The organism is Pseudomonas sp. AC211, from assembly GCF_979258055.1.
Window position 1 is genome coordinate 1391358 of the sequence record NZ_OZ409830.1, and the last position, 21141, is coordinate 1412498.

Sequence of the window (21141 nt, forward strand, 5' to 3'; positions counted from 1 at the left end):
GAAGCTTCCATGAGTCTGCAAGGAAAGGTCGCGCTGGTCACCGGCGCCAGTCGTGGTATTGGGCAGGCCATCGCCCTTGAATTGGGCCGTCAGGGCGCAACCGTTGTGGGTACCGCTACGTCTGAATCGGGTGCTGCGAAAATTACCGAGTACTTCAAAGCCAACAGCATCGAGGGCGCTGGCCTGGTCCTTGATGTTGGCAGTGACGAGTCGGTAAGCACCGTGCTGGACGCCATTTCGAAGCAGTTCGGCGCACCGCTTATCGTCGTCAACAACGCTGGCATCACCCGCGACAACTTGATGCTGCGTATGAAAGATGAAGAATGGCACGACGTTATCAACACCAATCTCAGCAGCCTGTATCGCGTCACCAAAGCGGTCCTGCGCGGCATGACCAAGGCGCGCTGGGGCAGAATTATTAATATCGGTTCGGTGGTGGGCGCCATGGGCAACGCCGGGCAGGTAAACTACGCGGCAGCCAAGGCCGGGCTGGAAGGTTTCAGTCGTGCCCTGGCGCGTGAAGTAGGTTCGCGGGCGATTACCGTTAACTCGGTTGCGCCAGGTTTTATTGACACCGATATGACCCGCGAGCTGCCCGAAGCACAGCGTGAAGCGCTTCAGGCACAGATTCCGCTGGGCCGTTTGGGCCAGGCCGAAGAGATCGCTAACGTGGTGTCTTTCCTGGCTTCCGATGGCGCAGCTTACGTGACCGGGGCTACTATTCCGGTGAATGGCGGAATGTATATGAGTTGAATGTGACGCCGCCCTGCGGAAAACTGTCATACGAGCTGTCTAAAATCCGTTATAAAGCTGCAACTGGTTTATAGACATATCGTTGGAGTGACCCAGAAGGGCTACGGCATTCAGCTTGAAATGCGCAAAACCCTTTCTATACACTTACACACAGACCAGCTGCCTGGATTTGTTCATTAGGAGTGAAAACAAGGTATGAGCACCATCGAAGAACGCGTCAAGAAAATCGTTGCCGAGCAACTTGGCGTCAAGGAAGAGGAAGTAACCAACAGCGCTTCCTTCGTCGAAGACCTGGGTGCCGACTCTCTTGACACCGTTGAACTGGTGATGGCTCTGGAAGAGGAATTCGAAACCGAAATCCCGGACGAGCAAGCCGAAAAAATCACCACCGTTCAGGAAGCTATCGATTACGTTACCGCTCACGCGTAATAACCCGTAATCGTCGACTCCCGACCTGGAAAAGCCGCACTGCCCACAAGGCGTGCGGTTTTTTCTTTAAGCGTCCGTCGGACGCTGTGTAAACGCATAAGAGGAGATTGCTGTGTCGCGTAGACGCGTCGTGGTCACCGGTATGGGCATGTTGTCGCCCCTGGGTACCGATGTTCCAAGCAGCTGGCAGGGCATTTTGGCCGGCCAAAGCGGTATTGGCCTGATCGAGCATACGGACCTTTCTGCCTTTTCCACCCGTATCGGTGGTTCGGTGAAAGGCTTCAACGTCGAGGAATACCTCTCGGCCAAAGATGCTCGCAAAATTGACCTGTTCATTCAGTACGGGCTCGCAGCCAGCTTTCAAGCGGTGCGTGATGCCGGGCTGGAAGTCACCGACGCCAACCGTGAGCGCATCGGCGTAGCCATGGGTTCAGGCATTGGCGGCCTGACCAACATTGAAAACAACTGCAAAGCCCTGTTCGACCAAGGCCCGCGGCGTATTTCGCCGTTTTTTTGTGCCGGGTTCGATCATCAACATGATTTCCGGCTTCCTGTCGATCCACCTGGGTTTGCAGGGGCCGAACTACGCCATCGCCACGGCCTGTACCACCGGTACGCATTGCATCGGCATGGCGGCGCGCAACATTGCCTACGGCGAAGCCGACGTGATGATCGCCGGAGGCGCTGAAATGGCCGCCTGCGGTCTGGGCATTGGCGGTTTTGCCGCTGCGCGGGCAATGTCTACGCGCAACGACGACCCAACCCGCGCCAGCCGTCCGTGGGACAAAGGCCGTGACGGTTTCGTACTCGCCGACGGCGCCGGCGCTCTGGTACTTGAAGAACTTGAGCACGCCAAGGCACGCGGTGCGCATATCTACGCCGAGCTCATCGGTTTCGGCATGAGCGGTGACGCTTACCATATGACTTCGCCGCCCGAAGACGGCGCCGGCGCCATGCGCTGCATCCGCAATGCCCTGCGCGATGCCAACGTCAATACTGACCAGGTCCAATACATCAACGCCCACGGCACCTCGACGCCTACGGGCGACTTGGCTGAAGCCCAAGCGGTTAAAACCGTTTTCGGCGATCACGCGTACAAGTTGGCGGTCAGCTCGACCAAATCGATGACCGGCCATCTGCTCGGTGCTGCCGGTGCTGTGGAGGCAATCTTCAGCGTGCTGGCCATTCGTGATCAGGTCGCACCACCGACCATCAACCTGGAAGAACCGGACGAAGGCTGTGACCTCGACTTCGTTGCCAACGAAGCACGCCAGATGCCCATCGATATCGTGGTGTCCAACTCGTTCGGCTTTGGCGGCACTAACGGCTCTCTGGTGTTCCGCCGGTTCACCGAGTGATGTTGAGCTGGGTCGATGGGCGCCCAGCAGAGGCCGCTTCCGTTATGGATCGCGGCCTTGCTTATGGCGACGGTCTGTTCGAAACCATCGGTGTCAAACGCGGCAGCCCGCAATTGCTTGAGCGCCATCTGGCGCGACTGGCTGAGGGTTGCACACGCTTATTCATTTCCGCTGACCTCACGCTAATTCGTGCCGAATTGCTGGCCTTTTCGGCCGAAGTCGGCGATGGCGTGGCCAAGCTCATCGTCACTCGCGGCGAGGGGTTGCGTGGCTACGCGGCGCCAGCGGATGGCAAGGCGCGACGCATCCTGCTGGCGTCTTCTTTTCCAGCGTACCCGGCCGTTAATGCCGAGCTGGGCATTCGCTTGTTCCCGTGCGTCACCCGCTTGGCAGAGCAGCCGTTATTGGCCGGCCTCAAGCACCTCAATCGGCTTGAGCAGGTCCTGGCACGCTCCGAGTGGCACGACAGCGAGCACGCTGAGGGGCTGATGCTGGACGTGTCCGACCGCGTGATCGAAGGCGTTTACAGCAACCTCTTTATCGTCCGCGACGGCGTGCTGATCACGCCTGAGCTAAGCCGCTCCGGTGTCGCCGGCGTGATGCGTGCCGAGCTGTTGGCGCGCGCTGAAGGTCTTGGCATTCAGATGGCAATCGAGGCGGTCAGTCAGGCGCAATTGCTGGCGGCCGACGAGGTGTTCGTCTGCAATAGTCTGTACGGCGTTTGGCCGGTGTGCGCGCTGCAAGCGCATCGCTGGCCCGTTGGACCGCTCACCCGTAAACTGCAACGCCTTGCCCGCGACCTACTGGACTGCTAATTCGTGATTCGAAAATTACTGCTGCTATTGGAAGGCGGAGTGCTGCTGGCTGGTCTGCTGCTGGCGTTCTTTGTGTGGCAGCAAAACAGCGCGCTGAAACAGACGCTGAATGTTCCACCGGGTTACGTCATGGAAGTACCAGCCGGCGCGACGCCGGGCGGCGTGCTCAATCGATTGGAAAGCGAAGGGGTGCTTAACGGCGCGTTCTGGCTGCGAATTTACTGGCGCTTCAACCTTTCCGGGCAAGCGCTGCATAGCGGTGAATACCAGCTCAATCCAGGCGCGACGGCTAAAGACATGCTGACCCTCTGGCAGCGTGGCGATGTCGTGCAATACAGCCTCACGCTGGTGGAAGGCTGGAATTTCCGTCAGGTGCGCGCGGCCTTGGCCAAGCAAATCAAACTGGAACAGACCATCACCGAGCTTACGGATGCGCAAGTCATGGAGCGCATCGGTCAACGTGGCGTTTTCCCTGAAGGGCGATTCTTTCCCGATACCTACCGCTATGTCCGTGGCATGAGCGATACCGATCTGCTCAAGCAAGCCTTCGCGCGGCTGGCCGCTGTGCTGGATGAAGAATGGAAACAGCGCGACACCAACGCCGACCTGCCCTACAAAGACGCCTACGACGCGCTGATCATGGCCTCGATGATCGAGAAGGAAACCGGCGTGCCGCAAGAGCGTGGGCAGATTGCTGGCGTGTTCGTTCGTCGGCTGCAACAGGGCATGCAGTTGCAGACCGATCCCACCGTCATTTACGGCTTGGGCGAGCGTTACACCGGCAAATTAACCCGCGCCCATCTGCGCGAGGCTACGCCTTACAACACCTACATGATCGCCGGTATGCCGCCCACACCCATTGCCATGGTGGGTCGAGAGGCCATCCATGCGGCGCTTCATCCGGTCGACGGCAAGAGCTTGTATTTTGTCGCCCGTGGCGATGGCAGCCATGTATTCTCCGACGACCTCGACAACCACAACCGAGCAGTGCGCGAGTTTCAGCTCAAGCGACGCGCCGACTACCGCTCCAGCCCCGCGCCCGCGCCGGCTGTGCAATAGCTATTGAAAGGACCACCCGTGACTGGCCTGTTTATTACCCTCGAAGGCCCGGAAGGCGCCGGCAAAAGCACCAACCGCGAGTACCTGGCCGAGCATCTGCGGGCTGCAGGGCTGGACGTGGTGCTCAGCCGCGAGCCTGGCGGCACGCCGCTTGCCGAACGTGTTCGGGAATTGCTGCTGGCCCCCAGCGATGAGCGGATGGCGGCCGACACCGAGCTGCTGCTGGTTTTCGCCGCCCGTGCACAACATCTGGCGCAGGTGATTCGCCCGGCGCTCGCCCGTGGTGCCGTGGTGCTTTGTGACCGTTTCACCGACGCGACCTACGCCTATCAGGGCGGCGGTCGTGGCCTGCCGCAGGATCGTATCGCCGAGCTTGAGCGCTTTGTTCAGGGCGACTTGCGGCCTGATCTGACCCTGATATTCGACTTGCCCGTTGAGGTCGGCCTGGCCCGCGCCAGCGCGCGTGGCCGGCTGGACCGGTTCGAACAGGAGGGCAGGGCGTTCTTCGATGCGGTTCGTCACGCGTATCTGCAACGCGCCGAAGCGCACCCGCAGCGCTATCGCGTGGTGGATGCCGCGCAGTCACTCAGCGACGTGCAAGTAGCGCTGGATGGCCTTCTACCCGAGTTACTGGAGCGCGCCCGTGGCTGAGGTTTTTCCCTGGCAGACCAGTCTTTGGCAAACCCTGGCTGGCCGCGCGCAGCACGCGCACGCTTACTTGTTGCACGGCCCTGCGGGGATTGGTAAACGGGCGCTGGCAGAAAACCTGATGGCCGCGCTGCTTTGCCGCGCACCAGAGAATCTGCGAGCGTGTGGCAAGTGCAAATCCTGCGTGTTGCTGGCGGCCGGTACGCACCCCGACAACTTTATTCTTGAGCCAGAAGAGGCCGACAAAGCCATCAAGGTCGACCAAGTGCGTGAGCTGGTTGGCTTCGTGGTGCAGACCTCGCAGATGGGTGGCCGCAAGGTCGTGCTGGTTGAACCGGCCGAGTCGATGAACCTGAACGCCGCCAACGCATTGCTTAAAAGCCTGGAAGAGCCTTCTGGCGACACGGTGCTGTTGCTGGTGTGCCATCAGCCGAGCCGTTTGCTGCCAACGGTGAAAAGCCGCTGCGTGCAGCAAGCCTGCCCGTTGCCGAGCGAGGCGCAGAGCCTGGCGTGGTTGGCGGACGCATTGCCGGATTGCAGCGCCGAGGAGCGCGTCGAACTGCTGACCTTGGCCGCCGGCTCGCCGTTGAACGCGGTCAAGTTGAATGCCCAAGGCGTTCGCGAGCAACGTGCCCAGGTCGTCGACGGCGTGAAGAAACTTCTCAAGCAGCAGGTGGCAGCAAGCCAATTGGCCGAAGGCTGGAACAGCATTCCGCTGCTGCAATTGTTCGACTGGTTTTGCGAATGGACGCAACTGACGCTGCGTTACCAGCTCACCAAAGACGAAGACGGTTTGGGTTTGGCCGATATGCGCAAGGTGGTGCAGTACCTGGCGGACAAGTCGGGGCAGGCCAAGGTGTTGGCGGATTAGGAATAGCTGCTGGCGCAGCGTCAAAAAGTATTGGGCAAAGCCAACTTGAATCGCGTTTTGCTACTCGAAGCACTGCTTGTGCAGTGGGCAAGCCTGCCCGGACAAGGCTAGAATCAGCCCTTGAATCAGTAAGCTAGGAATGCAGCATGAGCATGCCACCGAATCTTGGCCCGCGTAACGGAATCCTGTCCCTGACCATCAAGGACAAGTCCGTGCTCTATGCCGCGTACATGCCCTTCATTAAAAACGGCGGTTTGTTCATTCCTACGAACAAAAGCTACAAGCTGGGCGACGAAGTGTTTATGTTGCTCAACCTGATGGACGAACCGGAAAAAATTCCGGTCGCCGGTAAAGTCGTATGGATTACCCCCAAAAAGGCGCCCAAGGCAATCGTGCCGCTGGCGTCGGCGTGCAGTTCAACGACGGCGATAACACCGCCCGCAACAAAATCGAAACCTACCTCGCGGGCGCGCTGACTTCCGACCGCCCGACCCACACGATGTAAGCCCCGCTGCGCATGTTGGTAGATTCCCACTGTCACCTTGACCGCCTCGACCTCGCCATTCACGGCGGCTCGCTCGATGCTGCGCTGGACGCCGCGCGGGCGCGGGGCGTCGGCCATTTCCTTTGCATCGGCGTCAGTGCCGATAACGCCGCCGCCGTAAAAGGTTTGGCCGAGCGCTACGCCGACGTGGACTGCTCAGTTGGCGTGCACCCGCTGGACCTCGAGCCCGGCGCCGCCCCGGCGCTGGACTGGCTGCTGAACGAGCTGAACCACCCGCGCGTGGTCGCCATTGGTGAAACCGGCCTGGACTACCACTACGAACTGGAAGCCGCCGAGTTGCAGCGCGAAGCGTTTCGTCTGCATCTGGAAGCGGCGAAAATCACCGGCAAACCCGTCATCGTCCACACCCGCGAAGCTCGCGCCGATACGCTTGAACTGCTGCGTGAAGCTGCCTTGTCCACCGCCGGCGTGCTGCACTGCTTCACCGAAGACTGGCCCATGGCCAAGGCCGCGCTCGACCTGGGCTTCTACATCTCCTTGTCCGGCATCGTCACCTTCCGCAACGCCGACGCCTTACGCGAAGTCGCCCGCCAAGTGCCCGCCGACCGCCTGCTGGTCGAAACCGACTCCCCCTACCTCGCTCCTGATCCCGTATCGCGGCAAACCCAACCTGCCCCAATACGTGCGCGAAGTCGCCGAATTCCTCGCCAACCACCGCGGCGTCGACTACGAAACGTTCGCCCGGCAGACCACCGAAAACTTCAAACGCCTGTTCCCTCTTGCTCATGTAGCCGGTTGATCCGCTATCCGCTTGAAGTAATCGCGTCACCCGCAAAAGCATCGAGGCTAAAGCCTCTCCTACAAAACCGACAACCTTTGCCCTTGCCCTTGCCCTTGGCGAGCAAAGCAAAGCCGCCCTTGACCTCGCCCTTGCCCTTGGCGAGCAAAGCAAAGCCGCCCTTGATCTCGCCTTTGCCCTTGGCGAGCAAAGCAAAGCCGCCCTCGACCTCGCCCTTGCCCCTGGCCAGCAAAGCGAAGCCGCCCTTGATCTCGCTCTTCATGGCCAAACGCACATTTCGCTTTTAGAGCGTCGCGAGCGAAGGTCTGGCAAGGCGGACTGGGTGGGAGAGAGCGGAGTTGGCATCAAGCCAATGAGCATCTCGCACACCCAGTCCAACGCAGCCAGACCGAGCGCAGCAGCTATAAAACCGAAATGAAAAAAAACCCGGACTCTGGGGGATGAATCCGGGTTAAGACCATTAGGAGTAAATCAAGGTACACAGTCCACGGTACCTTGGCTGGCGCGGCACTTGGGGGAGATGCCCACGCCAGTAACCATCAGTATTGGCGAACTTCGCTGATCCGCCAGTGCCGCCAACCGCCTGCTTAAACATATTTGGAATACCGGCGCCGCTGTTGAGTGCTCAGCCAGCAATTGCCTGCTGAAGCACCGCCAGGGTTTCCTCTATCACCCGCGCTTCGGTGTAAAAGTGCGGCGACAAACGGATGCCTTTGCCGCGCGGAATGCACACCACGTCCTGCGCTTTCAATTTCTGATATAGCGCCTGCGTGTCATGCCCCTCAACGCTAAAGGTGATGATGCCCGCCCGCCGCAGCGGATTCAGTGGCGAGTGCAGCGTGAGGCCGGGCAGGGCGGTGAGCCCGTCTTGCAGCCATTGCACGCGCTCTTCAATCAACTCGCCCACGCGCACCATGCTCACTTCCTCCAACAGCGACAGGCTCGCTTCAAGCGCCATGGCGCCGAGCATGTTCGGGCTGCCGCATTCGAAACGCCTGGCGCTGCGGGCAGGCTCCCAGTCGGTGCGTGTGTAGTCGCCCATTCGCTCGAGCATGTGCCAGCCGTATTCGTGCAGTTTTAGTTGCTCACGCATTTCCGCACGGCAGTAGAAAACCCCCAGGCCTTCAGGACCGAGCAGCCATTTGTGCCCATCGGCCATGGCGAAGTCGCATTGATTGGCTTGAACGTCGAACGGCTGCGCGCCCAACTGCTGGATGGCGTCCACGCAAAACAGCACGCCGCGCTGGCGGCAGCCATGGCCGAGCTTGGTTAAGTCCAGGCGCAGGCCGCTGGCAAATTGCACGGCGCTGATGGCCATCAAACGTGTTTTCGGGCCGCAGGCGTTGAGCAGGTTCTGCTCGGGGTCGAGACCGCTAAGGCTTACTTGCACCACCTCGACGCCCAATGGCGCCAGGGCCTCCCATACCACGCGGTTGGACGGGAACTCTTCATCGCTGATGATGATTTGCTCGCCTGGCTGCCAGTCCAGACCGAACGCCACAAACGACAGAGCCTCGGAAGTGTTTTTCACCAGCGCCACGTCGTCGGTGGACGGCGCATTAAGCAGACGCATAAAGCGTTCGCGCAGGCGCTGCTCAATATTCATCCAATCGGCATAGTCACGCGCGCCCAGCAGCACGTTCTGTTCAGCGAACTGCGCAACTGCCTGCGCGGCGCGTCGTGGCCATGGGGCTACGGCGGCGTGATTGAGATAGCGCAAGCCAGGATCTTGCTTAAACTCGTCATGAAAGGCGTACATGGTCTGATGATCCGTGCAATTTGGCACTAAATAGGCATAATACGCGGCTTCGATTTTTGACCTCCGCAGTCTCTTCCTATGCAGAAAGAACCCCGAAAGATCCGTGAATTTCGCCGCCGCGAGCAAGAGATTCTCGATGTCGCGCTGAAACTCTTCCTAGAACAGGGTGAGGATAGCGTCACGGTCGAGATGATCGCCGACGCCGTAGGGATTGGCAAAGGCACTATCTATAAGCACTTCAAATCCAAGGCTGAGGTGTATCTGCGTCTGATGCTCGACTACGAGCGGGATTTGAACGAACTGCTGCATTCGGCCGACGTGGACCGCGACAAGGAAGCGTTGTCCCGCGCCTATTTCGAATTCCGCATGCGCGACCCGCAGCGCTATCGCCTGTTCGACCGCCTGGAAGAGAAAGTGGTCAAGGGCAATCAAGTGCCGGAAATGGTCGAGCAGCTGCATAAAATTCGCGCGTCCAACTTCGAACGCCTGACCTTGCTGATCAAAGGCCGTATCGCCGAAGGCAAGCTGGAAGACGTTCCGCCGTACTTCCATTACTGCGCGGCCTGGGCGCTGGTGCACGGCGCCGTGGCGCTGTACCACTCGCCGTTCTGGAGCAATGTGCTGGAAGACCAGGAAGGCTTCTTCCAATTCCTGATGGACATCGGCGTGCGCATGGGCAACAAGCGCAAGCGCGATGGCGAGCCTCCAGTCATCTGAGCCCATTCAGTCAGTCTATTTGGGCATGTACGGCATGCAGATTGGCTAACCGCAGGCTTATACTCCGGCCTATTCTTCGCCGGAGTCATCCATGATCGTTGACCGTCAGGGCAGGCGCTTCCGCAATTTACGGATCAGTCTGACCGCCGCCTGTAACTACGCCTGTACGTATTGCGTGCCAGACGGTAAACGCCTGGTCGCAGCGCAAGACGAACTCTCGGCCGATGCGCTGGTGCGTGGCGTGGCTTACCTGATCGAGGCGGCCGGCATCGAGCAACTGCGCATTACCGGTGGCGAGCCGCTGGTCAGTCCCAAGCTGGAGGCGCTGTTGCAAGGCGTCAGCACGCTGGGCCTGCGCGATATCAGCCTGACTACCAACGGTCAGTTGCTGGCGAAAAAACTGCCGATTCTGCGCGAAGCCGGTATCCGCCGACTGAATGTTTCCCTCGACACCCTCGACCCGACCGCGTTCCGCCGAATCGCTCGCGGTGGCGACCTGGCCACCGTGCTCGACGGTCTGGAACAGGCGCGGGCGGCGGGCATGAAAATCAAACTGAACATGGTGCCGCTGCGGGGCCAAAACCTTGATCAAGTGCTGCCGCTGCTTGATTACTGCCTGGAGCGTGGCTTCGAGCTGCGGTTTATCGAGCTGATGCGCATGGGCCACCTGGCCCGTGATGGCAACAGCTTTCAGCAGCAATTCATCAGCATGCCGGCGCTGCTGGAAATGATTGGCGAGCGTTACGACTACCAACAAGCCGACGCGCCGCTGGATGCTACGGCGCTGCGTTATCAAATTCCCGGCCACGGCTATTTTGGCGTTATTGCCAACGAAAGCGTGCCGTTCTGCCGTACCTGTTCTCGCCTGCGCCTGTCGTCCACCGGCTGGTTGCATGGTTGCCTGTCGTCGAGCAATCGCCACTACGTTGGCGACCTGCTGGAAAAACCCCCGCCACCAAGCTTTGCCTGCGCTGCAAGGACTATTGATGAAAGCGCTGGGGGACAAGCAGGAGGTCGCCTTTTCTGGCGGCGTTACCGTGATGAAAATCATCGGCGGCTAACTCGTTATCCGTGCCTCTCGCCCACGGGGGCGCGGTTCTTCGCAACACTCTCTCCCTTCGATCACGCTTCGCGCCGAACTTACTCGTCGCGTGAATGATTGCATATGCAACTGTTGCATATACACTCATGTCCATGAACAAGCCAATCACCCCTCAGGGCTGTACCAACCTCAAGCTTCGTCAGCTGACCCGTATCGTCACGCGTCACTACGACAGCTTTGTCGCGCAGTCCGGTCTTAAAAATACGCAGTACGCGCTGCTTTCTTTCATCGTCAAACTCGGGCCGATTCGCCCCAGCGACCTGGCAAAACGCATGCAAATGGATGCCTCGACCTTGAGCAGAAATATGCAGCCGTTGGTGACGCAGGGCTGGGTTGCCGTGGGCGCCGGGGGGATGCAAGAAGCCGTCTGGTTGAGGCGACCGACGCTGGCAAGGCCAAGCGGGAGGAGGGCCTGGTGGCCTGGAAGCAAGCGCAGACGGTGCTGAACGAACAGCTCGGTGTCGAGCGGGTCGCCTTGCTGCACGAGCTGCTCGACGGCTGTATCGCCTCGCTCGGCGAAGAAGCCGATGTCACGCGCTGAACCCACGTTGATTATTAACGCAGAGCCCGACTACCACTCGGCTCTTCCCTCGCCTACGGGCTTGTTGCACTGCAGCCATACGGATGTCCGCGATGGAAACCACTGAACACAATCGCCTGCCCGCGCAGGAAAACGTAGCGACGATGAAGACGCCAATCCGCCTGACTGGAGAGTTGTTGTTTCTGTTGGCAGGTTTCGCCGCCCTCGGTGCGCTGGCGACCAATATCATTCTTCCGGCCTTCCCTGCGATGGCGGGCGATCTAGGCGCTTCGGTGACTGAACTCAGCGCCACACTTAGCAGCTTTTTCCTGGCGTTTGCCTTGGGCCAGTTGTTTGTCGGGCCGCTGTCGGACCGCTTCGGTCGTCGCCGGTTGGTGATGGCGGGCGTGGTGTTGTTCGTTGTGGGCAGTGCCGTCTGCGCGATGTCGCACACGCTATCCGTTCTAATCGCCGGGCGAATCGTTCAAGCGCTGGGGGTTTGCGCGACGTCGGTGCTGTCACGCGCTATCGCCCGCGACTTGTTTGACGGCGATGAGCTTGCCCGCACGCTGGCGATGATCATGGTGGCTATGGCCGCTGCGCCGGGGTTTTCGCCGCTACTCGGCGGATTGTTCAGCAGCTTTTTCGGCTGGCGTGCGACGTTCGGTTTCGTGGCGATCCTCGCGGTGGTGCTGGCCGTTCACTACGCGGCGCGGCTGGGCGAAACCCATGGCGCGGACAACCGGGTGAAGCTCTCGATCGGCGCGATTCTTTCGAGCTACAAGCAGTTGCTGCTGGATCGCCGTTTCATTGCGCCGGCATTGTCGGTGAGTTTGGTGATCGGCACGCTCTACGCGTTTTTCTCCATGGCTCCGGCGATCTTGATGGGCGGCTTCGGCTTGTCGTCGCTGCAACTGGGCGTGTTTTTCGCCGCCACCGTTTTCGTGGTCTTCGGCGCGGGATTTACGGCGCCGCGTCTGGCGCGCGTCAAAGGCCCCGCATTCGTCGGCCGTTGTGGCATCGTGGCGGCGTTGGCGGGAAGCGCTGGGTTGTTCGTTGCGCCCGATAATTTCGTGGCGTTTTGTGTGTCTCAGACGGTTTTTCTATTGGGAATGGGGCTTGTTAATCCGCTGGGTACGGCCATTGCGCTGCATCCATTTGGCAAGCAAGCCGGTACTGCCTCGGCACTGCTCGGGTTTTTGCAAATGAGCTGCGCGGCCGCCGCGATCACGGTGGGTGCGAGTCTCGGACTGCCGGCGTATACCTCGTTTGCGCTGGTGGCAACTGGCGCGCTGACTACCTCGTTCCTGGTTTTCCTGGCCGTGAAGTGAGCGTTCTCTGGGCGTTGAGTTGAAGCCTGGCGCGGAAGCTGCAAGCCTGCGCGTTATGCGTCGGCTTTCTGTCACCGACGTGCGGAGACTCACTATGCGTAACCTGATTATGCTGCTGACGCTGCTGGCCCTCGGGGGCTGCATGAAAGTCAGCGACTTGAGCGATGGCGCTCTCAATCAACTCAGCGATGCCGGGTTGCTCGACCACAGCGATATCCGCCGGTCCAGCCCGTGGCGTTTGCAGGCCGATTCCTTCATCTATATAGCCCAGGGGCATTTCGTGCCGCCGGGCGGCCATGCGCCGCGCCCCAACATAGTGGCGGAACAGGCGTTCAACGGCTTTGTCGAATATTTTCCAATGGTCCGTCGCGCCAAGCAGCCGGCGGGCTTGGACGAAGCGCTGAGCCAGGCGCGGGCGGCGGGCGCGAATTACCTGTTGCATACGCGGTTCGCCGGCGCTGATGATCGCATCGGCACTGAGGATGAATGGAACGATCAGGAAGCGCTGGATCGCCTGGGTGTCGACCACAGCGTGATTCAAGTGATGCTGATCGAGACCAACACGCGCTACCTGGTGGATACCGCGCGCATTCGAAGCCGTGGTGGTTTTCTGACGCTATACGACAACAAGCCCGACGACTTGGTTGGGCCGCCCATGCAGGAATACGCGCGTCGTCTGCTGGGTTTGAATGAATAGAGAGGAGAGGGCATGAGTGATCCAGGCAAGGCGGGCGACCTGCTCGGGCAAATTCCCAAAAGCAAAGGCCTGCCACCGGTGCACCTGTGGAATCCGGATTTCTGCGGCGACATCGACATGCGCATCGCCCGGGACGGCACTTGGTATTACTTGGGCACGCCGATTGGTCGTAAACCCATGGTGCGCCTGTTCTCCACCATCATCCGCCGCGACGGCGATGACTATTTTCTGATTACTCCGGTTGAGAAGGTCGGCATCACCGTCGATGACGCGCCGTTCGTAGCCGTCAGCGTTGATGTGGAAGGCGAGGGCGAGGCGCAGGTGCTGCGCTTTACCACCAACGTGGAAGACGTGACCGAGGCGGGGCCGGAGCACCCGATGCGCTTTGTGATCGACCCGACGACCGAGGAGCCCGCGCCGTATGTGCATGTGCGCACCAACCTGGAGGCGCTGATTCACCGCAACGTGTTTTATCAGTTGGTCGAGTTGGCGGTGCCCCGCGACATCGATGGCCAAAGCTGGCTGGGCGTATGGAGCAGCGGCGAGTTTTTCCCCATTGCGCCACAGCCGGATTGATGCCGCGAATAGGTGACGATTGCGCCATGTGGCTAATTGAAGTTTGCAGGAATCGAGGCTAAAGCCTCTCCCACAAATACACCGATTCCTGTAGGAGAGGCATCAGCCTCGATGCTTTTGAGGTCCAAATTCAAGACATAAAAAAGGGCGCCCGAGGGAGCCCTTTTTTAGTTCTACACCCGACTTACATGTTGGGGTAGTTCGGACCGCCAGCCCCTTCGGGCGCCACCCAGTTGATGTTCTGGGCGGGGTCTTTGATGTCGCAGGTTTTGCAGTGCACGCAGTTCTGGGCGTTGATCTGGAATTTCTTCTCGCCGTTTTCCTGCGTCACGATTTCATACACGCCCGCTGGGCAATAACGCTGCGCAGGCTCGTCGTAGAGCGGCAGGTTTTTCAGCAGCGGAATGCTTGGGTCGATCAGCTTCAGGTGGCAAGGTTGTTCCTCTTCATGGTTGGTGTTGGAGAGGAATACCGAGCTCAGCTTGTCGAAGCTGAGTTTGCCGTCCGGTTTCGGGTAGGCAATTTTCTTCGACTCTGCAGCGGTCTTCAGGCAGGCGTAATCCGGCTTGTTGTCGTGCAGGGTGAACGGGATTTTGCCGCCGAACAGGTTCTGGTCAACGAAGTTGGCGCCGCCCAGCAGCGGACCGTACTTGTGCAGCGCCGCGCCGAAGTTGCGGCTGCGGAACAGCTCGTCGTACAGCCAGCTGGCTTTGAACGACTCGACGTAACCATTGAGCAGGTCGCCGCCTTCGCTACCGGCGAACAGGGCATCGGCCACGGCGTCAGCGGCGAGCATGCCGGACTTCATGGCGGTGTGGCTGCCTTTGATCTTGGCGAAGTTCAGGGTGCCAAGGTCGCAACCGATCAGCGCGCCGCCGTTGAAGACCATCTTCGGCAGCGAGTTCAGGCCGCCTTTGCAGATGGCGCGGGCGCCGTAGGAAACGCGCTTGCCGCCTTCCAGGTACTGCTTGATCACCGGGTGGTGCTTGTAGCGCTGGAACTCGTCGAACGGCGACAGGTGTGGGTTGGCGTAGGACAGGTCGACGATCAGGCCAACTACTACCTGGTTGTTTTCCAGGTGATAGAGGAACGAACCACCGGTGTTCTCGGTGCCGACGATGTCCAGCGGCCAGCCGGCGGTGTGCAGCACCAGGCCTTGCTCGTGTTTGGCTGGGTCGATGTCCCAGATTTCCTTGATGCCGATGCCGTAGTGCTGGGCGTCGGCGTCGCTGTCGAGGTTGTACTTCTTGATCAGCTGCTTGCCGATGTGGCCACGGCAGCCTTCGGCGAACAGGGTGTACTTGCCGCGCAATTCCATGCCGGGGGTGTACACCCCTTCTTTTGGATGGCCTTCGCGGTCAACGCCCAGGTCGCCGGTCAGAATGCCTTTGACCACGCCGTTTTCGTCGATCAGCGCTTCTTGCGCGGCGAAGCCTGGATAGACTTCCACGCCCAGGTTTTCAGCCTGTTGCGCCAGCCAGCGGCAGAGGTTGCCGAGGGAGATGATGTAGTTGCCTTCGTTGTGCATGGTTTTAGGCACAAACAGGTTCGGCACTTTGATGGCGGCTTCGGCGTCTTTCAACATATAGATGTCGTCGCGCTTGACCGGCGTGTTGAGCGGGGCGCCAAGCTCTTTCCAGTCGGGGAAAAGCTCGTTCAGTGCGCGGGGCTCGAACACGGCGCCGGAGAGGATGTGGGCGCCGACTTCGGAGCCTTTCTCGACCACGCAGACGCTGATCTCTTTACCCGCTTCGGCGGCTTTCTGCTTCAGTCGGCAGGCGGCGGACAGGCCCGCTGGGCCGGCGCCAACGATGACGACGTCGAACTCCATAAATTCGCGTTCCACAGGCAATCTCCTACTCAGGCTCTATCTATGTTTTATTTGAGGATCGGGCTCGTTCCGTGAGCTGTGTCGGCGCATTATATCCACGGACCCCGACGGGTCCAATACAAACGTTTGTTTGAATTTCTCAATAGCCTGCTAGAATCAGGTTTACACGGCTTAAAGTGGCCATTTTGTCGTATTGACCCGTTTGGGCGATACGGTCAAGATACGGGCGGTTTTGCGCTGGCCGTGCTGTAGGCTGACCGTCGGTTCCGGCCGACGAGCATCACCCGCCATTGTCTTTTGGCGACTTCTTATTCACCGGAGAGTAACGAGGAATCCATGAAGGTTCTTGTAGCTGTCAAACGAGTGGTTGACTACAACGTCAAGGTTCGCGTCAAAGCGGACAACTCCGGCGTTGATCTCGCCAACGTCAAAAATGTCGATGAATCCCTTCTGCGAAATCGCTGTGGAAGAAGCCGTCCGCCTGAAAGAGAAAGGCGTGGCTACCGAGATCGTCGTGGTTTCCATCGGCCTGAGCACCGCTCAAGAGCAACTGCGCACCGCGCTGGCTCTGGGTGCTGACCGCGCCATTCTGGTTGATACCGCGGAAGAGCTGAACTCGCTCGCCGTGGCTGCAAGCTGCTCAAGGCTGTTGTGGATAAAGAGCAGCCTCAGCTGGTCATCCTCGGCAAACAAGCCATCGACAGCGACAACAACCAGACCGGCCAGATGCTCGCTGCCCTCAGCGGCTACGCGCAAGGCACTTTCGCCTCCAAGGTTGAAGTGGCTGGCGACAAGGTTAACGTCACCCGCGAAATCGACGGCGGTCTGCAGACCGTTGCGTTGAACTTGCCCGCTATCGTGACCACCGACCTGCGCCTGAACGAACCGCGCTACGCGTCGCTGCCGAACATCATGAAAGCCAAGAAGAAGCCGCTGGAGACTCTGACTCCAGACGCTTTGGGCGTCTCCACCTCGTCTACCGTCAAAACCTTGAAAGTTGAAGCGCCGGCTGCTCGCAGCGCAGGCATCAAAGGTCAAGTCGGTTGCTGAACTGGTCGAGAAACTGAAGAACGAGGCGAAGGTAATCTAAATGACTATCCTGGTTATCGCTGAACACACCAATTCCGCCCTGGCGCCAGCCACTCTGAACACTGTGGCTGCTGCTGCAAAAATCGGTGGTGACATTCACGTACTGGTTGCTGGCAGCAATGCCGGCGCTGCTGCGGAAGCTGCTGCCAAGATCGCTGGCGTTTCCAAAGTGCTGGTAGCTGACAACGCTGCCTACGCTAACCAACTGCCAGAAAACGTTGCGCCGCTGATCGCTGACCTTGGCAAGAGCTACAGCCACATCCTGGCTAGCGCTACTTCCAACGGCAAAAACATCCTGCCGCGCGTTGCCGCTGCACTGGATGTTGATCAAATCTCCGAGATCATCTCGGTAGAAAGCGCCGACACCTTCACAGCGTCCGATCTACGCCGGTAACGCCATCGCTACTGTGCAGTCTTCGGCTGCCGTGAAAGTGATCACTGTGCGTTCCACCGGTTTCGATCCGGTTGCGGCTGTTGGCGGTTCTGCTGCTGTTGAAGCAGTGAGCGGCCCGGCTGATGCTGGCAAGTCGTCCTTTGTTGGCGAAGAGCTGGCCAAGTCCGACCGTCCTGAGCTGACCGCTGCCAAAATCGTCGTTTCCGGCGGTCGTGGCATGCAGAACGGTGACAACTTCAAACACCTGTACGCACTGGCCGACAAACTCGGCGCTGCCGTGGTGCATCCCGTGCCGCTGTCGACGCCGGTTTCGTACCGAACGACATGCAGGTTGGCCAAACCGGTAAAATCGTCGCACCGCAGTTGTACATTGCGGTCGGCATTTCCGGCGCCATCCAGCACTTGGCCGGTATGAAAGACTCCAAAGTCATCGTCGCCATCAACAAAGACGAAGAAGCGCCGATCTTCCAGGTTGCCGATTACGGTCTGGTTGCGGACTTGTTCGAAGCTGTACCGGAGCTGGAAAAGCTGGTTTAACCCGCGCTTCCCGCCCAATAAAAAAACCCGCTCACTGAGCGGGTTTTTTTATGCCTGACACCTTAGCTTTGACGCTATCCAGAAACGCCTGGTAGTGACTGGCGGTTTCTTCTGGCCGCTCGATCATCGGCACATGGCCGCAGTCTTTCATGATCACCACGGTTGGCTTTTTCAGCAGCGGCTTCATCACCTCGATGCTCGACACATCCAGCACGCGATCCTTGTCGCCCCACAGTAGCAACGTCGGCGCCTGAATTTTTGGCAGCTCCGGTTCCAGCGGAATGTAGCGCTCGCGCAGATGGCTGAACACTTTGTCATTTTGCTCGCTTCTGGCGCTCGCCTGCTCAGCCATGTAGCGCTGCAGGTTCTTCGGCATCGCCGGTGGCTCAACGAACACGAAGGCCACCAGCTTGGCGAAGCTCTCGGCGTCACGCGCGACCAGCGGGTTCGGCTCGCCGCGTTCGAGCATTTCGTACAGCTCGCTTTTCTTCGGTGAGGTGATGCCGGCATTGTCCAGCAGGCCCACAGAGAGCACTTCATCCGGGTGGCGCGCGGCATACAGCGCGGCAATTTGGCCGCCCATGGAGTTGCCAATCACGTGCAGTTTTTTCAGGCCCAGGGTGTTTACGAAAGCGGCAACGCGTTCGGCTTGGGTGCCCACGTCGTAGCTGGCATTCGGTTTGCTGCTATCGCCGAAGCCGGGCAGGTCGATGGCGATCACCTGATAGCGCTTGGTAAAGAATTTGGCGAAGCGCAGCCAGTTGTCTTTGTTGGCGCCGAAACCGTGAATCATCAGAATGGTTTCGCCATCGGCCGGGCCGCCCTGGTAATAGTGGATGCTCAGGTCGCCGACCATGGTCTGCTCGCTGCTCAGCCCGGCCATTTGCCGTTCGGCAAATTGAGCCGTGGCCATCAGGGTGGCGGGGGAGAAGTACAGCAACGCGGCAATTGCTGCCACGCAGATCGCAAACCCAACGAGTAGTTTTTTCATGGACCGTCCTTATCGCCAATAATTATTTCAATTCGTCTAAGCTAGCATGACGCTGTGTGTGGTCGGCACACCAGGCCGTCACCCCCAACCAACGTTCAGTTCGGGAAACCCGCTGATGCAGATACGCCACCTTATCGCGCTGTTGTTGCTGCTCGCCGGTTTGCCAGGCTTGAGCGCTGCTGCTGGAAAGTGTGAACGCCTGGTGGCGACTGGTAACCCGGAATACCCTCCTTATTTATGGCGCGACCCGGCCAACCCTAAGCAGCTGATAGGCGCCAACGCGGACTTGCTTAAGCAACTGGGCAAAGAACTCAACCTCACCATTGACGTGATCTACACCGGCCCCTGGTCGCGCGCGCAGGAAGAAGTGCGCACCGGGCGGGTCGACATGATTGCCGGCGCATTCCTCACATTGTCCCGTCTGGAAACCATGGATTACGTGCATCCCGCGTTTCTGGAAACCAGCAGCGTGGTCTGGGTAAAACGCGGCAAAGGCTTCCCGTATGCCCAGTGGGACGACCTGCGCCTGCACACCGGTGGCACCTTGGTGAACAACAGTTTCGGCCAGGCCTTCGACCACTACGCCAAAGACAACCTCAGCCTGGAAACCGTACCGAGCCTTACCCAGGCGTATCAAAAGCTGCTGCTGGAACGCACCGACTACGTGTTGTATGAACGTTATCCGGGCCTGGCGCTGGCCGAAACCCTGGGCATGACCGCCGACCTTGAAGCCCTTGAGCCGCCGATTTCCAGCGAAGGCCTGTACCTGACGTTGTCGTTCAACTCGGCTTGCAACGAGCCGTGGCTACGCGGACAACTGGCGAAAAAAATGACAGAATTGGCCGCCTCTGGTGCCCCGCAAGCCTTGCTGGAACGCAATCTTGAGCGTTGGAAAGAACAGCAATTGCAGGCGGCGACTCCCTCGAAACAGTAGGAACTTTTTGTGATTCATAGACGCACACTGGCAATCGCCGTGGCCCTTGTGGCGCTGGCCGGTTGTACCAAAGACCCCGCGCCGATCGAACAAATGCGCCTGACTGAACAGGCCGTCGCCCAAGCCAAAGCGGTGGGCGCCGACGAGCAGATTCCCGAGATGGTGCTGGCCGAACAGAAGCTGGCCCGCGCGCAGAAAAACATGAACGAGCAAGACTACAAACGCGCGCGCATGTTTGCCGAACAAGCCGAACTGGATGCGCGCCTGGCCGAGGGCCGCGTGCTCACCAGCAAGAGTGAAAAACAGTTGGCTGATCTGAACGCCCGCATCAAACGCCTTCACAAACAACTGGGGGCGATGCAGTGAACCCGATTGCCTACCGCCTGTTTGCCGCCGCCGTGGCCACCGTGCTGCTCACCGGCTGCGCCACTGAACCGGATGCCGAGCAAAGCCTGGAAGCCGCCCGCGACAGTTTTCAGAAAGTCAAAGAAGACACCGACGCCCTGCGCTACGCCCCCCGCGATGTGATTCGCGCCGGCGACTCGCTGTCGCGCGCCGATCGGCTGTCCACCTACTGGGGCAGCGATGCTGACGTCCAGCATTACGCCTACCTGAGCCAGCGCTACAGCGCGATCGCCGCCGAGCACACCAAGCTCAGCGTCAATCAAGAGCGCCAGGCCAAGCTGCAAATGGACGTCGAACGTCTGCAACTCAACCTGCGTGAAGCCAAGCTGCTGAGCGTTCAGCAGCAGGGCAAATGGCTGGAAGAGCAGATCAATCTGGCCGCCACCGAAACCAACCGTGGTCTGGTACTCACGCTGGGCGATGTGCTGTTTGACGCCAGCGATGCCGAGTTGAAGCCGGCCGCCAATCGCACCTTGCTCAAACTGGTGCAGTTCCTCCAGCTCAACCCCCGCCGCGTGGTGCGCGTTGAGGGTTACACCGACAACCGGGGCAGCCGGGAGGAAAACCTCGAACTGTCCAAGGCGCGCGCGCAAGCGGTGGCCGACACCCTGATCGACCTTGGCATCGACCAAAGCCGTATCCAGGCCGTCGGTTACGGCGCCGATTTCCCGGTCACCGAAAACGCCTCGTCCCGTGGCCGTGCGCAAAACCGTCGGGTGGAAATCGTGTTCTCTGACGACCAGGGCAAGTTGGGCTCGGATCGGTAGTCCGAGCGCCTCATACCCAGCCCCCGGTCGCTCGCAGCGTCCGGGGCTTTTTTATGCCCAGTGTTATCCTGCCTCCCAAACCCACCACCGTCATCCTCGCGCACGCGGGGATCCAGGCTCGTTCAGTAAACCGCAGCTTACGTCCAGCCTGCGTTAAGCGCCGCCCCACGACCCGGTTTTCCCTGTTCTGTATGCAAAACAAAATCTGCAACTGTGCCGGTTCAGTTCTAAACTGTTTCGCTACTGTATCGGTG

18 protein-coding genes and 7 pseudogenes are annotated in these 21141 nt (G+C 59.7%); 21 read left to right on the forward strand and 4 right to left on the reverse strand.

Annotated elements, in window-relative coordinates:
* The first annotated feature begins 9 nt into the window (after positions 1 to 9).
* From fabG to ACZZZP_RS06820, 9 genes and pseudogenes are all read left to right on the forward strand, one after another.
* The gene (gene fabG, locus ACZZZP_RS06780; protein ID WP_463382221.1) at positions 10 to 753 is read left to right on the forward strand and encodes a 3-oxoacyl-ACP reductase FabG; all 744 of its coding nucleotides are present in this window, start codon (positions 10 to 12) and stop codon (positions 751 to 753) included.
* A gap of 195 nt (positions 754 to 948) precedes the next feature.
* A complete protein-coding gene (gene acpP / locus ACZZZP_RS06785; RefSeq protein ID WP_058066290.1) occupies positions 949 to 1182 on the forward strand; it encodes an acyl carrier protein in 234 nt (77 codons plus the stop codon).
* A gap of 112 nt (positions 1183 to 1294) precedes the next feature.
* Positions 1295 to 2540: pseudogene (fabF, locus tag ACZZZP_RS06790) on the forward strand (beta-ketoacyl-ACP synthase II).
* Positions 2540 to 3355 carry an aminodeoxychorismate lyase gene (pabC, locus tag ACZZZP_RS06795; protein WP_463382222.1) on the forward strand — a complete coding sequence of 272 codons (816 nt, stop codon included), beginning with the start codon at positions 2540 to 2542 and terminating at the stop codon, positions 3353 to 3355. Before fabF ends, pabC begins: the two are co-directional and overlap by 1 nt.
* 3 nt (positions 3356 to 3358) lie before the next feature.
* Positions 3359 to 4414: an endolytic transglycosylase MltG gene (mltG, locus tag ACZZZP_RS06800; protein WP_463382223.1), complete on the forward strand. Its 1056-nt coding sequence runs from the start codon at positions 3359 to 3361 to the stop codon at positions 4412 to 4414.
* A gap of 18 nt (positions 4415 to 4432) precedes the next feature.
* Positions 4433 to 5065, forward strand: a complete 633-nt coding sequence (tmk, locus tag ACZZZP_RS06805) for a dTMP kinase (RefSeq protein WP_463382224.1) — start codon at positions 4433 to 4435, stop codon at positions 5063 to 5065.
* A pseudogene (locus ACZZZP_RS06810) lies at positions 5058 to 6044 on the forward strand (DNA polymerase III subunit delta'). The gene tmk and the pseudogene ACZZZP_RS06810 overlap by 8 nt, the downstream one beginning before the upstream one ends.
* A gap of 35 nt (positions 6045 to 6079) precedes the next feature.
* Positions 6080 to 6438, forward strand: a pseudogene (locus ACZZZP_RS06815) (PilZ domain-containing protein).
* Positions 6439 to 6450: 12 nt separating this feature from the next.
* Positions 6451 to 7237: pseudogene (locus tag ACZZZP_RS06820) on the forward strand (TatD family hydrolase).
* Between the two features lie 4 nt (positions 7238 to 7241).
* Here ACZZZP_RS06820 and ACZZZP_RS06825 read toward each other — a convergent pair.
* Together ACZZZP_RS06825 and ACZZZP_RS06830 are read right to left on the reverse strand one after the other, a co-directional pair.
* Entirely contained in the window at positions 7242 to 7499 is a 258-nt protein-coding gene (locus ACZZZP_RS06825; RefSeq protein ID WP_463382227.1) for a hypothetical protein, read from the reverse strand.
* 363 nt (positions 7500 to 7862) lie between these two features.
* Positions 7863 to 8996, reverse strand: coding sequence for an aminotransferase class V-fold PLP-dependent enzyme (locus ACZZZP_RS06830; protein ID WP_463382228.1), 1134 nt, complete (start codon positions 8994 to 8996; stop codon positions 7863 to 7865).
* Positions 8997 to 9074: 78 nt separating this feature from the next.
* Here ACZZZP_RS06830 and ACZZZP_RS06835 point away from each other — a divergent pair, with 78 nt between their 5' ends.
* The 7 genes and pseudogenes from ACZZZP_RS06835 to ACZZZP_RS06865 all read left to right on the forward strand — a co-directional run bounded on the left by ACZZZP_RS06835 (position 9075) and on the right by ACZZZP_RS06865 (position 13939).
* On the forward strand, positions 9075 to 9713 hold the full coding sequence (locus tag ACZZZP_RS06835; protein ID WP_122451389.1) for a TetR/AcrR family transcriptional regulator: 639 nt from the start codon (positions 9075 to 9077) through the stop codon (positions 9711 to 9713).
* A gap of 91 nt (positions 9714 to 9804) precedes the next feature.
* Positions 9805 to 10774, forward strand: a pseudogene (locus tag ACZZZP_RS06840) (GTP 3',8-cyclase MoaA).
* Positions 10775 to 10907: 133 nt separating this feature from the next.
* On the forward strand, positions 10908 to 11261 hold the full coding sequence (locus ACZZZP_RS06845; RefSeq protein ID WP_463382230.1) for a MarR family winged helix-turn-helix transcriptional regulator: 354 nt from the start codon (positions 10908 to 10910) through the stop codon (positions 11259 to 11261).
* Positions 11231 to 11356, forward strand: coding sequence for a hypothetical protein (locus ACZZZP_RS06850; protein ID WP_463382231.1), 126 nt, complete (start codon positions 11231 to 11233; stop codon positions 11354 to 11356). Before ACZZZP_RS06845 ends, ACZZZP_RS06850 begins: the two co-directional genes overlap by 31 nt.
* A gap of 92 nt (positions 11357 to 11448) precedes the next feature.
* The gene (locus tag ACZZZP_RS06855; RefSeq protein WP_463382232.1) at positions 11449 to 12666 is read left to right on the forward strand and encodes a multidrug effflux MFS transporter; all 1218 of its coding nucleotides are present in this window, start codon (positions 11449 to 11451) and stop codon (positions 12664 to 12666) included.
* Between the two features lie 94 nt (positions 12667 to 12760).
* Complete coding sequence (locus tag ACZZZP_RS06860; protein WP_463536392.1) at positions 12761 to 13363, forward strand: DUF4823 domain-containing protein; 603 nt, start codon at positions 12761 to 12763, stop codon at positions 13361 to 13363.
* 12 nt (positions 13364 to 13375) lie between these two features.
* On the forward strand, positions 13376 to 13939 hold the full coding sequence (locus ACZZZP_RS06865; protein WP_122496842.1) for a DUF1285 domain-containing protein: 564 nt from the start codon (positions 13376 to 13378) through the stop codon (positions 13937 to 13939).
* Positions 13940 to 14123: 184 nt separating this feature from the next.
* Here the strand turns inward: ACZZZP_RS06865 and ACZZZP_RS06870 are convergent, their stop codons facing one another.
* Positions 14124 to 15785 (reverse strand): electron transfer flavoprotein-ubiquinone oxidoreductase, encoded by a 1662-nt coding sequence (locus ACZZZP_RS06870; protein WP_463536393.1) that lies wholly within the window; start codon positions 15783 to 15785, stop codon positions 14124 to 14126.
* 321 nt (positions 15786 to 16106) lie between these two features.
* On the opposite strand from ACZZZP_RS06870, the pseudogene ACZZZP_RS06875 reads away from it, so the two are divergent.
* A pseudogene (locus ACZZZP_RS06875) lies at positions 16107 to 16860 on the forward strand (electron transfer flavoprotein subunit beta/FixA family protein).
* A pseudogene (locus ACZZZP_RS06880) lies at positions 16861 to 17790 on the forward strand (electron transfer flavoprotein subunit alpha/FixB family protein).
* Between the two features lie 31 nt (positions 17791 to 17821).
* Here ACZZZP_RS06880 and ACZZZP_RS06885 read toward each other — a convergent pair.
* A complete protein-coding gene (locus ACZZZP_RS06885) occupies positions 17822 to 18781 on the reverse strand; it encodes an alpha/beta fold hydrolase (RefSeq protein ID WP_463536394.1) in 960 nt (319 codons plus the stop codon).
* A gap of 115 nt (positions 18782 to 18896) precedes the next feature.
* Here ACZZZP_RS06885 and ACZZZP_RS06890 point away from each other — a divergent pair, with 115 nt between their 5' ends.
* From ACZZZP_RS06890 to ACZZZP_RS06900, 3 genes are read left to right on the forward strand one after another with little or no spacing between them, the layout of a single operon-like run.
* A complete protein-coding gene (locus ACZZZP_RS06890) occupies positions 18897 to 19715 on the forward strand; it encodes a transporter substrate-binding domain-containing protein (protein ID WP_122496852.1) in 819 nt (272 codons plus the stop codon).
* A gap of 12 nt (positions 19716 to 19727) precedes the next feature.
* Entirely contained in the window at positions 19728 to 20081 is a 354-nt protein-coding gene (locus ACZZZP_RS06895) for a DUF4398 domain-containing protein (RefSeq protein WP_241000653.1), read from the forward strand.
* On the forward strand, positions 20078 to 20887 hold the full coding sequence (locus ACZZZP_RS06900) for an OmpA family protein (protein WP_122496856.1): 810 nt from the start codon (positions 20078 to 20080) through the stop codon (positions 20885 to 20887). The genes ACZZZP_RS06895 and ACZZZP_RS06900 overlap by 4 nt, the downstream gene beginning before the upstream one ends.
* Positions 20888 to 21141 lie beyond the last annotated feature (254 nt).

Coding starts and splice junctions, on each gene's coding strand:
- ACZZZP_RS06890 (WP_122496852.1), top strand. CDS start 18,897: ATGCAGATACGCCACCTTATCGCGCTGTTGTTGCTGCTCGCCGGTTTG.
- ACZZZP_RS06825 (WP_463382227.1), bottom strand. CDS start 7,499: ATGAAGAGCGAGATCAAGGGCGGCTTCGCTTTGCTGGCCAGGGGCAAG.
- ACZZZP_RS06835 (WP_122451389.1), top strand. CDS start 9,075: ATGCAGAAAGAACCCCGAAAGATCCGTGAATTTCGCCGCCGCGAGCAA.
- acpP (WP_058066290.1), top strand. CDS start 949: ATGAGCACCATCGAAGAACGCGTCAAGAAAATCGTTGCCGAGCAACTT.
- pabC (WP_463382222.1), top strand. CDS start 2,540: ATGTTGAGCTGGGTCGATGGGCGCCCAGCAGAGGCCGCTTCCGTTATG.
- ACZZZP_RS06830 (WP_463382228.1), bottom strand. CDS start 8,996: ATGTACGCCTTTCATGACGAGTTTAAGCAAGATCCTGGCTTGCGCTAT.
- ACZZZP_RS06885 (WP_463536394.1), bottom strand. CDS start 18,781: ATGAAAAAACTACTCGTTGGGTTTGCGATCTGCGTGGCAGCAATTGCC.
- ACZZZP_RS06865 (WP_122496842.1), top strand. CDS start 13,376: ATGAGTGATCCAGGCAAGGCGGGCGACCTGCTCGGGCAAATTCCCAAA.
- ACZZZP_RS06855 (WP_463382232.1), top strand. CDS start 11,449: ATGGAAACCACTGAACACAATCGCCTGCCCGCGCAGGAAAACGTAGCG.
- fabG (WP_463382221.1), top strand. CDS start 10: ATGAGTCTGCAAGGAAAGGTCGCGCTGGTCACCGGCGCCAGTCGTGGT.
- ACZZZP_RS06860 (WP_463536392.1), top strand. CDS start 12,761: ATGCGTAACCTGATTATGCTGCTGACGCTGCTGGCCCTCGGGGGCTGC.
- ACZZZP_RS06845 (WP_463382230.1), top strand. CDS start 10,908: ATGAACAAGCCAATCACCCCTCAGGGCTGTACCAACCTCAAGCTTCGT.